Source organism: Klebsiella sp. MS 92-3 (assembly GCF_000195655.1).
Taxonomy (GTDB): Bacteria; Pseudomonadota; Gammaproteobacteria; order Enterobacterales; family Enterobacteriaceae; genus Klebsiella; species Klebsiella pneumoniae.
The window spans coordinates 100353-112369 of record NZ_GL882724.1 but is presented as its reverse complement, the minus strand read 5'-3'; the positions used below and the strand labels follow the sequence as shown (position 1 = coordinate 112369).

Below are 12017 nucleotides of genomic sequence, written 5' to 3'. Positions count from 1 at the left end.
GGGGGGGGGGGGGGGGCCCCCCCCCCCCCGGCCATCCAATCCGGCTATGCGTACGTTTACGGCAAACTACACCAGCGCCAGCGCACCGACAATCGCCCCGCACAGCGCCACCAGTCCGCCCGTCAGCCACAGCGCTTTGGCTGGGAAGGCTTTACGCAGCATAATCAGCGACGGCACGCTCACTGCCGGCAGTGTGATGAGCAGCGCCAGCGCGGGCGCCGTCCCCATACCCGCCAGCATCATTGTCTGCACAATCGGAATTTCCGCCGCGGTAGGGATCACAAACAGGCAGCCGGCGATCGCCATCGCGATAACCCAGAACAACGTATTATCCACCACGCCATCGGCGTGCGGGAACAGCCAGACGCGCGCCGCTCCCAGCACCAGCACCGCGAGGATATAAACCGGGATCGTGTTCCAGAACAGCGTCCACAGCGCCTGCAGCCAGCGGCTAAAGAAGCCGCCCTGAGTCGCTTCCGACGGTGCAGCAGGCACCGCTACCGGCTGCGTCGCCGCCTCTTTCACCCATTTCTGCACCAGCGTCGCCACAGTTAATACTGTCGCCAGACCCGCCACCAGGCGAACCAGCGCAAACTGCCAGCCCAGAACAAAACCCATAAACACCAGCGTCGCCGGATTGAGTAGCGGGTTCCCCATCCAGAACGCCAGCGCCCCGCCCATCGACACCTGCTGTTTGCGCATCCCGGCCGCGACCGGCGCGGCGCAGCAGGTGCACATCATGCCGGGCAGCGAGAAAATCGCTCCCAGCAGCGTGCCCTGAAACCGCGATTGTCCCAGGGTGCGTAGCAGCCAGTCGCGCGGAATGAGTACCTGAATCAACGACCCGAGCAGCACGCCGAGCACCGCCGCTTTCCAGACGGCAAGGAAGTAAACCATCGCATAGTCCCACGCCGCCATCAGCGGGTTAGCGTCGGCCTGGGCGAGAATAGATTTACCGATACTGTGGGTTTCCGCAGCGGTGAAGGCTTTCCCGTAGTACGGCTGCCATTTGACGTACCACAGACCAACAATCACGACGAGAAAGAAAAGCGCGGGTTTCCACCATTGAAATGGTGACGCCGCCTGAGATGAAGACTGACCAGCCATAGCATTCCCCAGCAAGAAATGTGGATATGAATTGAAGCCGTGAATACTACGCCGGAAGCCTGCGTTTGCAAACCGCTATTCAGCCTGCCGCGCGGCGCGCTCCCGTAGTTCCGATGATGTCAGAATTCGCACCCCTTCGTGGGTGGGCGACAGCGCCTCCGCCAGCAGGGCGATCGCCACATCGCGGGCCGCAATGGATTTCCAGTTCCCCGGCAAGAGCCGGAACAATGGTGCGAGGAAGGTCTCATTGGTCCGCTTTTTTTCCCGCTCGCCTGACAGCATCGACGGCCTGGCGATGGTCAGCCGCGGCCAGTCTTGCTCAATCAGCGCCGCCTCCATTTCCCCCTTCACCCGATTGTAGAAAAACGGCGAGTGGGCGTTGGCGCCCATCGCGCTAACCACCAGCATATGTTGCGCACCCAGTCGTTTGCCGGTCAGCGCGGTATCAACCACCAGCGTGTAGTCAGCATGGACGAAGGCCTCTTTGCTCCCGGCCTCCCGGCGCGTCGTTCCCAGGCAACAGAAGACGATATCCACCGGGTCAACCACCTGCGCCAGGGCATCGGTCAGCTGGGGATCGTGAGGATTAAAGACACCTTCCGCTGGCGCCAGCGGGCGACGCGTCGGCGCGGCGATGGTGCTTATACGGGGCTCATTCTGCAGCAGCCGGAGTAAGTGACCGCCAACTAACCCGGTCGCGCCGGTTAATAATACCTGACTCATTGGTTCTCCTTTACAGAATTCTCCGCCTTGCACTTTCAGGCTCATGTTCCAGGCTTAATACCTTACAAGGTAAGTATCCACCATCATCATGGAATTACCTCATTGACCATCCAGACAGTGGAGGAAGCATGAGTAAAAAGATAGCCGTCCTCATTACCGACGACTTTGAAGATTCTGAATTTACCTCTCCCGCCGAAGCCTTTAAGCTCGCCGGGCATCAGGTCATCACGATCGAAAAGCAGGCTGGCAAAACGGTGAAGGGTAAGCAGGGAGAAGCCGAGGTCGCCATCGACAGAGCCATCGATGACGTCACACCGGGTGAATTTGATGCCTTATTGCTGCCCGGGGGCTACTCTCCCGACCAGCTGCGTGGTGATGAACGCTTCGTCACCTTTACCCGCGATTTTGTCAACGGCGGTAAGCCGGTGTTTGCCATCTGCCACGGTCCGCAGCTGCTGATCAGCGCCGATGTGATCCGCGGACGTAAGCTCACGGCGGTGAAACCGATTGTGGTGGATGTGAAAAACGCCGGGGGCGAGTTTTACGACCAGGAGGTGGTGGTCGATAACGAACAGCTGGTCACCAGCAGAACGCCGGACGATCTGCCGGCCTTCAATCGCGAAGCGCTACGCCTGCTCGGCGCCGGCATCACGCCGCCAGTATAATTTTTTCCCGAAACCCAGCGTGTTGTCGGTAAATTTGATTTCGTCCGGACGAATCTCCCATACCGGCGCCGACAGCATGCGGGCCACCGGGAAGCGCTTGACGTAGCGCTGGCGCATTCGCGCCTCTTCGTCACCGCTCAGACGACGGATCTCGCCTTTGAACTGCACGCCGCGGATCAGGGCCACGGTTTTTGGCTGGCCGTTAACCGTGCCGGCCACCTTCGCCCTCTGTCCGGTCATCTGGCCATGGCGGGTGTGCTCCTCGCTGAGCAGATAAAAGGCCACGGTATCCGGGTCATAGACGTAAAAGGCATTCGCGCACCACAGCTCGTCTTCACGGGAGACGCACCAGGTGACGACGTGCTGTTTACTCAGCCAGCGACCAATGGCGGTAAGCGTATCCATCTTTCTTCTCCATTATGCTATGGTGCACACACCTTACCATAGTGACTTTGTGACCGTGTGCTGGTTTCTGTATCTCATTCGAACCGCGGATAATCGCCTTTATACCGGCATCACCACCGACGTGCCACGCCGCTTTCGCCAGCATCAGGCGGGAAAAGGCGCAAAGGCGTTGCGCGGCAAAGGCGACCTGCAGCTGGCCTTTAGCCACGAAGTTGGTGAACACTCACTTGCATTGCGACTGGAATATCGCGTCAAGCAGCTAACGAAGCGCGAAAAAGAGCGCCTCGTTGCCGGAGAGGATGCCTTCGAAACCCTGCTGGCAAGGCTTAAAGACGATTAAAGTGCTCGCTGTATTCTACCTGGCCATGGACGCCGTCGAGGGCGTCATCCGCCAGACGGTGAACCTGGAACGCCTCGGCGCTGTCCGGCCAGCGGCAGCGGAGATCGAAGCGCGCGGCCGGTTCAAAGCCGAAGCGACGGTATAAATCCGGGTCGCCCAGCGTCACCACCGCGGCGTAGCCAAACTCATTCAGCGAGTCCAGCCCTTCATAAACCAGCTGCCGGCCAATGCCCTGTCCGCGGTAGCGTTCATCTACCGCCAGCGGCGCCAGGCCGACCCACTGCAGCTCTTCACCTTCCACCGCCACCGGGCTGAAGGCAACGTAGCCGATCACCTGGCCTTCATCATCCGTCGCCACTACCCCCAGCGTGATCAGTCCATCTTCACGCAGATCGTGCACCAGCTGCGCTTCGGCATCGCGGCCGAAAGTACGACGCAGCAGCGCGTCGATTCCCGGTGCATCAATCCCAATCTCCACTCGAATCAGCATGCCTCACCTACCGATGTCTGTTCAGGTTTCTGCGGGCTCTTCAGTCCAGCTTCGACAAAATCCGCCAGTTGCAGCAACATCACGCGCAGCGCTTTTGGCATCTGCTCGAGCTCAATGGCGTCCATCAAATTTTTTACATACAGCCCCAGCTCCGTATCGCCTTCAATGACCAGACGACGCTGGAAGAATAGCGTATCCGGATCCTGCTTGCGCGCGGCGATCATTAACAGATCGCTGGCGTCGGCGCTGAAGCTGACGTCGGCGTCGGCCTGCTGGCTGACCACCAGTCGACCATCGACTACCGAGGTATACCACAGCAGACCGATGTCACGCACATGAATACTTAACCAACGCCCCTCAAGAAACTCCAGCTCCCCCTCCGCCAGCGCCTGGCGAAACTGCCAGCTCAGCACTTGCTCCAGCACCTGGCGCTTGAGGGCAAAAGGCGCCAGCTTAACCGGCACGCTCATTAAAGACGGGCCAAAGTGGACCAGCCGGGAACGCAGTTTATCCAACACAAGCTTTACTCCATGAATGCAATAGTTCCGCTATTGTGCCATATCACATAAACAACATAGCGGCGTAAATCAACAAAAACGCGATGACGGCCGCCAGTTATTGGCGCCGCCAATACACTTTTAACTGCCTCAAATCAAAAATTGTCACCAGAAGGTTAACTAAAATCCCTGCTCGTTAACCATTCAGCGTCCCTGACGGGCCGCATTTTTCAGGAAAAATTATGGAGCTGCTCTGCCCAGCCGGTAACCTTCCGGCGCTTAAGGCGGCCATCGAAAACGGCGCCGATGCCGTCTATATCGGGCTGAAAGATGACACCAACGCCCGCCACTTTGCCGGCCTTAATTTCACCGAAAAGAAACTGCAGGAAGCCGTCAGCTTTGTGCATCAGCACCGTCGTAAGCTGCATATCGCCATCAATACCTTCGCTCATCCCGACGGCTACGCCCGCTGGCAGCGAGCAGTGGATATGGCCGCTCAACTGGGCGCCGATGCGCTCATTCTGGCCGATATCGCCATGCTGGAGTACGCTGCGGAGCGTTACCCACACATTGAGCGTCACGTTTCGGTGCAGGCTTCCGCCACCAATGAAGAGGCCATTCGCTTCTATCATCGCAACTTCGACGTCGCGCGCGTCGTACTGCCGCGCGTGTTGTCTATTCATCAGGTGAAACAGTTGGCCCGCGCTACGCCGGTGCCGTTGGAAGTCTTCGCCTTCGGCAGCCTGTGCATCATGGCGGAAGGCCGCTGCTATCTCTCTTCCTACCTGACCGGCGAATCGCCCAACACCGTCGGCGCCTGTTCGCCTGCCCGCTTCGTACGCTGGCAGCAAACGCCGCAGGGGCTGGAGTCGCGTCTCAATGAAGTGCTGATTGACCGTTATCAGGATGGCGAAAATGCCGGTTATCCGACGCTGTGCAAAGGCCGCTACCTGGTTGATGGCGAGCGCTATCACGCGCTGGAGGAGCCCACCAGCCTCAACACCCTGGAACTGTTGCCGGAATTGATGGCCGCCAATATCGCCTCGGTGAAAATCGAAGGCCGTCAGCGCAGCCCGGCTTACGTGACCCAGGTGGCGAAAGTCTGGCGCCAGGCGATCGATCGCTGCAAAGCCGATCCGCAGAATTTCGTACCGCAGTCCGCCTGGATGGAGACCCTGGGCGCCATGTCCGAGGGGACACAAACTACCCTTGGCGCTTATCACCGTAAATGGCAGTGAGAAACATGAAATATTCATTAGGGCCGGTGCTGTACTACTGGCCAAAAGAGACGCTGGAAGATTTTTACCAGCAGGCGGCAAACTGCAGCGCCGACACCATTTATCTCGGCGAAGCGGTATGCAGCAAACGCCGCGCCACCAAAGTTGGCGACTGGATCGAAATGGCGAAAACGCTGGCCGCTAGCGGCAAGCAGGTGGTGCTCTCCACTCTCGCGCTGGTGCAGGCCTCTTCTGAACTGGGCGAGCTGAAGCGCTATGTCGATAACGGCGAATTTCTGATTGAGGCCAGTGATTTGGGCGTGGTAAATCTCTGCGCCGAACGCAAGCTACCGTTCGTCGCCGGGCATGCGCTGAACTGCTACAACGCCGTTACCCTGCGCCTGCTGCGGAAACAGGGCATGGTGCGCTGGTGCATGCCGGTGGAACTCTCCCGCGACTGGCTGGCTAATTTACTGACCCAGTGCGAAGAGCTGGGTATCCGCAACCAGTTTGAAGTCGAAGTGCTGAGCTACGGCCATCTGCCGCTGGCTTATTCCGCGCGCTGCTTTACCGCCCGCTCGGAAGACCGGCCAAAGGACGAGTGCGAAACCTGCTGCATCAAGTACCCTACCGGGCGCAGCATGCTGTCGCAGGAGAACCAGCAGGTGTTCGTGCTCAATGGTATTCAGACCATGAGCGGCTACGTCTATAACCTGGGCAATGAGCTGACCTCCATGCACGGCCTGGTGGATATGGTGCGCCTGTCGCCGATGGGCAACGAGACCTTCGCCATGCTCGAGGCCTTCCGCGCCAACGAAAACGGCGCTGCGCCGCTGGATCTCACCAGCAATAGCGATTGCAACGGCTATTGGAAACGATTGCCAGGTCTGGTGCTTCAGGCCTGATAAACCGCTCACTTTGTTAACAACAGTGCTCAGATTTTAATGCATTATTAAAGATGCAGCTTTTCTGGCTGGCGCGTCCAGGATGCGCCAGGCTGGAAGAAGACCTTCAATCTGATGACGATGCTGTAGCAAAGTGAGCCTTTATGACTGACAAATCTGTTCCATTCTCGGTGCTCGATCTGGCGCCGATCCCGCAAGGATCTTCTGCCAAAGAAGCCTTTACCCACTCTCTGGATCTCGCCCGGCTGGCCGAATCGCGCGGCTATCATCGCTACTGGCTGGCGGAGCACCATAATATGGTCGGCATTGCCAGCGCAGCGACCTCGGTGCTGATTGGCTATCTCGCCGCCAACACCACCACCCTGCATCTCGGGTCCGGCGGCGTGATGCTGCCTAACCACTCTCCACTGGTGATAGCTGAGCAGTTCGGCACCCTGAACACCCTTTACCCCGGGCGGATCGACCTCGGCCTTGGCCGCGCGCCGGGCAGCGATCAGCCGACCATGCGCGCCCTGCGTCGCCATATGAGCGGCGATGTCGATAATTTCCCGCGCGATGTAGCGGAACTGGTGGACTGGTTTGACGCCCGCGATCCGAACCCGCACGTGCGCCCGGTTCCCGGCTACGGGGAGCGCATTCCAGTATGGCTGCTGGGCTCAAGCCTCTATAGCGCGCAACTGGCGGCGCAGCTCGGCCTGCCGTTTGCCTTCGCCTCGCACTTCGCGCCGGATATGTTGTTCCAGGCCCTACATCTGTATCGCAGCAATTTCAAACCTTCGGCGCGGCTGGAAAAACCGTACGCGATGGTGTGTATCAATATCATCGCCGCCGACAGCAACCGCGATGCGGAGTTTCTCTTCACCTCCATGCAACAGGCGTTTGTGAAGCTGCGTCGCGGCGAGACCGGTCAGTTGCCGCCGCCGGTGGAAAATATGCATCAGCTGTGGTCAGCGTCCGAGCAGTATGGTGTGCAGCAGGCACTGAGCATGTCGCTGGTCGGCGATAAAACTAAAGTCCGCCATGGGCTAGAGTCGATTCTGCGTGAAACCGAGGCGGACGAAATCATGGTCAATGGCCAGATCTTCGACCACCAGGCGCGTCTGCATTCTTTCGATTTAGCGATGCAGGTGAAAGAGGAGCTGTTGGGGTAACACACACGTCAGCCCGGTGGACGTCGCGCCACCGGGCAATAGCTTTACTGATAAACCGGCAGCAGATTGACGCTCGACAGGATATGTACAACCGCATTGCCGAGGCCAAAGAGCAGGATCAGCACAATCATTGGCGTTCCGCCCCAGACGCGGAACTGTGGGCTGCCGAAGCGTTTGCGTGAGGCGCGAGCCAGCAGCGCCGGTACAATCGCCGCCCAGATCGTCGCCGCCAGGCCAGCATAGCCGATGGCGTAGAGGAAACCATCGGGTTTGACCAGCCCGCCAATCATCGGCGGGATAAAGGTCAGCAGCGCGGTTTTAAAGCGTCCCATCGCGCTATCGTCAAAGCCAAACAGATCCGCCAGGTAGTCGAACAGCCCCAGCGTCACGCCGAGGAATGAACTGGCGACGGCAAAGTTCGAGAACACCACCAGCAGCAGATCCAGACTCCGACTATTCAGCACGCCGCTCAACGCCTGCACCAGCACATCAATGTTGCCGCCCTTCTGCGCAATGTCGATAAACTGCGGACGAGGGATGTTACCCATCGTCACCAGCAGCCAGACCACGTACAGACCCAGCGCCAGCAGCGTACCGTAGGTTAAGCAGCGGATGATGGTGCGCGGATCTTTTCCGTAGTATTTCATCAGGCTCGGCACGTTGGCGTGATAGCCAAACGAGGCCAGGCAGAACGGGAGCGTCATCAGCAGGTATGGCGCATAGGAGGCATTCTTCTCCGCAACGTTAAATAGCGTCGTCGGCTCGACGTGCCCGAGCAGGCTACCGAAGGTCAGGAAGAAGGTGATCACCTTAGCGCCCAGTACGATAGCCGTCATGCGGCTCACCGCTTTGGTGCTCATCCAGACGATAAACGCCACCAGCAGCGCAAAGCCGAAGCCCGCCGCGCGCGCCGGCACCTTCAGCGACAGTTCACTGAAGGTGTGGTGGAGGATCGAACCGCTCGCCGAAATATAGGCGTAGGTCAGGATATAGAGCACAAAGGCGATTGATACACCGTTCACCAGGTTCCAGCCCTTGCCGAGCAGGTCTTTGGTAATGGTGTCGAAGCTGGAGCCGATGCGGTAGTTAAGATTGGCCTCGAGGATCATCAAACCGGAGTGCAGCATGCAGAACCAGGTGAAGACCAGCGCCGCCAGCGACCAGAAAAACCACGCGCCGGACATCACCACCGGCAGCGAGAACATGCCCGCGCCGATAATCGTGCCGCCGATAATCACCACGCCGCCAAACAGAGACGGACGGGTTGCCGTAGTGGTTAGTGTCGCCATTTACCGAATTCTCCAGTCGAAAATACTTCGCTCACGTTGAGCATGACGCACTGTACCAGTACACGAGTACAAAGGGAATAAAAAAAGCCCCAATCATGACGATCGGGGCTGTATTATTTAGTTTACGCTAGCGGGCGGCGTTGATTACGCATCGCCACCGAAGCGACGGCGACCGGCTGAGTCATCGCGGCGCGGCGCGGATGCATCGTCACGACGCGGCGCACGGCCTTCACGACGTTCGCCGCTGAAACGACGTCCTTCACCACGACCGCCTTCACGACGTTCGCCACCGAAGCCACGGCCGCCTTCACGACGCTCGCCGCCGAAGCCACGGCCGCCTTCGCGACGCTCACCGCCGCCACGACGTTCGGTGCGCGGCTGCGCATCGCCCAGCAGCTGCATGTTCATCGGCTTGTTCAGGATACGGGTACGAGTAAAGTGCTGCAGCACTTCGCCCGGCATCCCTTTCGGCAGCTCAATGGTGGAGTGAGAAGCGAACAGCTTGATGTTACCGATGTAACGGCTGCTGATATCGCCTTCATTGGCGATCGCGCCAACGATATGACGCACTTCAACGCCGTCATCGCGACCCACTTCAATGCGATACAGCTCCATGTCACCCACGTCACGACGCTCACGCTTCGGACGATCTTCGCGATCGCCGCGTGGGCCGCGATCATTACGGTCGCCACGACGGTCGAAACGATCGTCACGATCGCGGAATTCACGACGTGGACGCATCGGCGCGTCCGGCGGAACGATCAGCGAACGTTCGCCCTGAGCCATCTTCAGCAGCGCAGCAGCCAGCGTTTCCACGTCCAGCTCTTCACCTTCCGCCGTCGGCTGGATTTTCGCCAGCAGTGCACGGTACTGATCCAGATCGCTGCTTTCCAGCTGCTGCTGAACTTTCGCGGCGAATTTTTCCAGACGACGCTTGCTCAGCAGCTCCGCGTTAGGCAGTTCCACTTCAGGAATGGTCAGCTTCATAGTGCGTTCGATGTTGCGCAGCAGACGACGCTCGCGGTTCTCAACGAACAGCAGCGCGCGGCCAGCACGACCGGCACGACCAGTACGGCCGATACGGTGAACGTAGGATTCAGAATCCATTGGGATGTCGTAGTTCACCACCAGGCTGATACGCTCAACGTCCAGGCCACGGGCCGCAACGTCAGTCGCAATCAGGATATCCAGACGACCATCTTTCAGGCGTTCCAGAGTCTGCTCACGCAGCGCCTGGTTCATGTCGCCGTTCAGCGCCGCGCTGTTGTAGCCATTACGCTCCAGCGCTTCAGCTACTTCCAGGGTCGCGTTTTTGGTACGGACGAAGATAATCGCCGCATCAAAGTCTTCCGCTTCCAGGAAACGCACCAGCGCTTCGTTTTTACGCATGCCGTAGGCAGTCCAGTAGCTCTGGCTGATATCCGGGCGAGTCGTCACGCTGGACTGAATGCGCACTTCCTGCGGCTCTTTCATAAAGCGACGGGTAATGCGACGGATAGCTTCCGGCATGGTGGCGGAGAACAGCGCGGTCTGATGCCCTTCCGGGATCTGCGCCATAATGGTTTCTACGTCTTCGATAAAGCCCATGCGCAGCATTTCATCTGCTTCATCCAGTACCAGGCCGCTCAGTTTGGAGAGGTCCAGGGTGCCGCGCTTCAGGTGGTCCAGCAGACGACCCGGGGTACCGACGACGATCTGCGGACCCTGACGCAGGGCGCGCAGCTGCACGTCATAACGCTGGCCGCCGTACAGGGCAACCACGTTCACGCCGCGCATATGTTTAGAGAATTCCGTCATTGCTTCAGCAACCTGTACCGCCAGCTCGCGGGTCGGCGCCAGCACCAGAATCTGCGGTGCTCTCAGCTCAGGATCGATGTTGTTCAGCAGCGGTAAAGAGAATGCTGCGGTTTTACCGCTACCGGTCTGGGCCATACCCAGAACGTCGCGGCCGTCCAGCAGATGCGGAATGCACTCAGCCTGGATCGGAGATGGTTTTTCGTAACCCAGATCGGTGAGCGCTTCAAGGATAGGAGCCTTCAGGCCCAGATCTGCAAAAGTGGTTTCGAATTCAGCCATGTAGTACGTGTGCCTCAAAATTAATGGCGGCCAGTCTACATAACTCATCGTGAAAATTTACGGTAATTTTCATTGAAAAGTGTGAACCGGCTCAAAGTAGGTGTATTAACGAACAACAACGCCCTCACCCGCGAAGGTGATGGCAAGCAAAAAACTATGGGCTGATGTGTTCGTCAGCTATTGCTGGTCCGATTCTGCCAGGTCATCTTGCTCCTGGCCCAAGAGCGATAATTCCAACAATGCGTATCGGTGCTCAACGTAGTTGTGTACGTTGTTGGCGACCGCCAGTTTGAACAGTGCCGTAGCGCTGTCCTTGTCCCCCAGACTTAGGTAGTACTTACCTAAATAGAAGTTGGTTTCACTGAGATGCTCAGCGAGCGAGGTGTTATCCGTTGCGTCTGCCTTCAGACGAGTCATCAGCTCTTTTTCGCTAATGTCGCCAAGGTAGAACTCGACAATGTTCCATCCCCATTGCTCTTTATCCGACTTGTTTAAGCGCTCTCTGAGTGCTTCAAGCGCCCGCTTCTCGTCGAGTTTACGCTCGGCGATATAAAGCCACAGGCTACGGAAAGGATCATTGGGATCGTCTTGATAAAACGCCAGCAGATCATCTTGCGCTAACTTAGCCCGGCCGCCGTAATACAGGGCGATACCGCGGTTCAAGTGCGCGTAGTTGTAAGTTGGATCAAGCTCAAGTACAGAATCAAACGCTTCATAGGCAGCATCAAAATTGCCTGCCTGCGTTAAGTAAATGCCTAAGTAATTGAATACTTCCGGCATATCGGGTCGGATTGCCAGCGCTTGTGAAAAATCATTTCGCGCAAGTGCCCTCAGACCGAGACTATCATACAACACTCCGCGCTCATATAAAAGCTGTGCGCGTTCGTCATCGGATAAAGCCCGACTGGCAAGAATTTGTTCCATGCGTGCCAGAATCACTTCTTGCTGTAAAGTCGGTTGCAATGGTACTGCGAGGACGGCGTCCTTACGCCAGGCGGTGCTACTGCATCCTGCCAGCGTGAGAGCTGTCGCCACGAAACACCAGCGCAAAAAAGGCTTCATTTCCCACTCCCGAAGACAACGATTGGATGAACGTCCTGTTCCCCGGCTGCAAACGAGGCGTCCTGCCCGTAAAACGCCCCCCCCCCCCCC

General features: G+C 58.2%; 14 protein-coding genes. 5 read left to right on the top strand and 9 right to left on the bottom strand.

Features of this window, described 5'->3' with window-relative positions:
- Window positions 1-66: 66 nt before the first annotated feature.
- Together HMPREF9538_RS24180 and HMPREF9538_RS24185 are read right to left on the bottom strand one after the other, a co-directional pair.
- Entirely contained in the window at window positions 67-1107 is a 1041-nt protein-coding gene (locus tag HMPREF9538_RS24180; protein WP_004889624.1) for a permease, read from the bottom strand.
- Between the two features lie 75 nt (window positions 1108-1182).
- Window positions 1183-1830, bottom strand: a complete 648-nt coding sequence (locus HMPREF9538_RS24185) for an NAD(P)H-binding protein (protein WP_020317103.1) — start codon at window positions 1828-1830, stop codon at window positions 1183-1185.
- Between the two features lie 128 nt (window positions 1831-1958).
- Here HMPREF9538_RS24185 and HMPREF9538_RS24190 point away from each other — a divergent pair, with 128 nt between their 5' ends.
- A complete protein-coding gene (locus HMPREF9538_RS24190; protein WP_002918221.1) occupies window positions 1959-2495 on the top strand; it encodes a type 1 glutamine amidotransferase domain-containing protein in 537 nt (178 codons plus the stop codon).
- Here HMPREF9538_RS24190 and HMPREF9538_RS24195 read toward each other — a convergent pair.
- A complete protein-coding gene (locus HMPREF9538_RS24195; protein WP_009484023.1) occupies window positions 2457-2900 on the bottom strand; it encodes a YhbP family protein in 444 nt (147 codons plus the stop codon). The genes HMPREF9538_RS24190 and HMPREF9538_RS24195 overlap by 39 nt on opposite strands.
- 49 nt (window positions 2901-2949) lie before the next feature.
- Here HMPREF9538_RS24195 and HMPREF9538_RS24200 point away from each other — a divergent pair, with 49 nt between their 5' ends.
- Window positions 2950-3240 carry a GIY-YIG nuclease family protein gene (locus HMPREF9538_RS24200; RefSeq protein ID WP_002918226.1) on the top strand — a complete coding sequence of 97 codons (291 nt, stop codon included), beginning with the start codon at window positions 2950-2952 and terminating at the stop codon, window positions 3238-3240.
- Here HMPREF9538_RS24200 and HMPREF9538_RS24205 read toward each other — a convergent pair.
- On the bottom strand, window positions 3227-3730 hold the full coding sequence (locus HMPREF9538_RS24205) for a GNAT family N-acetyltransferase (protein ID WP_002918229.1): 504 nt from the start codon (window positions 3728-3730) through the stop codon (window positions 3227-3229). The genes HMPREF9538_RS24200 and HMPREF9538_RS24205 overlap by 14 nt on opposite strands.
- Window positions 3724-4248 (bottom strand): ubiquinone anaerobic biosynthesis accessory factor UbiT, encoded by a 525-nt coding sequence (ubiT, locus tag HMPREF9538_RS24210; protein WP_002918231.1) that lies wholly within the window; start codon window positions 4246-4248, stop codon window positions 3724-3726. The genes HMPREF9538_RS24205 and ubiT overlap by 7 nt, the downstream gene beginning before the upstream one ends.
- Window positions 4249-4469: 221 nt before the next feature.
- Here ubiT and ubiU point away from each other — a divergent pair, with 221 nt between their 5' ends.
- The 3 genes from ubiU to HMPREF9538_RS0126855 all read left to right on the top strand — a co-directional run bounded on the left by ubiU (window position 4470) and on the right by HMPREF9538_RS0126855 (window position 7500).
- Window positions 4470-5465 (top strand): ubiquinone anaerobic biosynthesis protein UbiU, encoded by a 996-nt coding sequence (ubiU, locus tag HMPREF9538_RS24215; RefSeq protein ID WP_002918232.1) that lies wholly within the window; start codon window positions 4470-4472, stop codon window positions 5463-5465.
- Window positions 5466-5470: 5 nt separating this feature from the next.
- A complete protein-coding gene (locus tag HMPREF9538_RS24220; protein WP_002918233.1) occupies window positions 5471-6349 on the top strand; it encodes a U32 family peptidase in 879 nt (292 codons plus the stop codon).
- A gap of 143 nt (window positions 6350-6492) precedes the next feature.
- On the top strand, window positions 6493-7500 hold the full coding sequence (locus HMPREF9538_RS0126855) for a luciferase-like monooxygenase (protein ID WP_002918234.1): 1008 nt from the start codon (window positions 6493-6495) through the stop codon (window positions 7498-7500).
- 44 nt (window positions 7501-7544) lie between these two features.
- On the opposite strand, the gene mtr is transcribed toward HMPREF9538_RS0126855, so the two are convergent.
- From mtr to nlpI, 4 genes are all read right to left on the bottom strand, one after another.
- Entirely contained in the window at window positions 7545-8789 is a 1245-nt protein-coding gene (gene mtr, locus HMPREF9538_RS24225) for a tryptophan permease (protein WP_009484019.1), read from the bottom strand.
- Between the two features lie 144 nt (window positions 8790-8933).
- Window positions 8934-10865: an ATP-dependent RNA helicase DeaD gene (gene deaD / locus HMPREF9538_RS24230; protein ID WP_004150943.1), complete on the bottom strand. Its 1932-nt coding sequence runs from the start codon at window positions 10863-10865 to the stop codon at window positions 8934-8936.
- Window positions 10858-10938: a protein YrbN gene (gene yrbN, locus HMPREF9538_RS31335; protein ID WP_085903200.1), complete on the bottom strand. Its 81-nt coding sequence runs from the start codon at window positions 10936-10938 to the stop codon at window positions 10858-10860. The genes deaD and yrbN overlap by 8 nt, the downstream gene beginning before the upstream one ends.
- 104 nt (window positions 10939-11042) lie before the next feature.
- On the bottom strand, window positions 11043-11927 hold the full coding sequence (gene nlpI, locus HMPREF9538_RS24235; RefSeq protein WP_002918241.1) for a lipoprotein NlpI: 885 nt from the start codon (window positions 11925-11927) through the stop codon (window positions 11043-11045).
- Window positions 11928-12017: the final 90 nt, after the last annotated feature.

Coding starts and splice junctions, on each gene's coding strand:
- HMPREF9538_RS0126855 (WP_002918234.1), top strand. CDS start 6,493: ATGACTGACAAATCTGTTCCATTCTCGGTGCTCGATCTGGCGCCGATC.
- deaD (WP_004150943.1), bottom strand. CDS start 10,865: ATGGCTGAATTCGAAACCACTTTTGCAGATCTGGGCCTGAAGGCTCCT.
- HMPREF9538_RS24185 (WP_020317103.1), bottom strand. CDS start 1,830: ATGAGTCAGGTATTATTAACCGGCGCGACCGGGTTAGTTGGCGGTCAC.
- HMPREF9538_RS24190 (WP_002918221.1), top strand. CDS start 1,959: ATGAGTAAAAAGATAGCCGTCCTCATTACCGACGACTTTGAAGATTCT.
- HMPREF9538_RS24205 (WP_002918229.1), bottom strand. CDS start 3,730: ATGCTGATTCGAGTGGAGATTGGGATTGATGCACCGGGAATCGACGCG.
- mtr (WP_009484019.1), bottom strand. CDS start 8,789: ATGGCGACACTAACCACTACGGCAACCCGTCCGTCTCTGTTTGGCGGC.
- HMPREF9538_RS24195 (WP_009484023.1), bottom strand. CDS start 2,900: ATGGATACGCTTACCGCCATTGGTCGCTGGCTGAGTAAACAGCACGTC.
- ubiU (WP_002918232.1), top strand. CDS start 4,470: ATGGAGCTGCTCTGCCCAGCCGGTAACCTTCCGGCGCTTAAGGCGGCC.
- HMPREF9538_RS24220 (WP_002918233.1), top strand. CDS start 5,471: ATGAAATATTCATTAGGGCCGGTGCTGTACTACTGGCCAAAAGAGACG.
- HMPREF9538_RS24180 (WP_004889624.1), bottom strand. CDS start 1,107: ATGGCTGGTCAGTCTTCATCTCAGGCGGCGTCACCATTTCAATGGTGG.
- nlpI (WP_002918241.1), bottom strand. CDS start 11,927: ATGAAGCCTTTTTTGCGCTGGTGTTTCGTGGCGACAGCTCTCACGCTG.
- yrbN (WP_085903200.1), bottom strand. CDS start 10,938: ATGAAAATTACCGTAAATTTTCACGATGAGTTATGTAGACTGGCCGCC.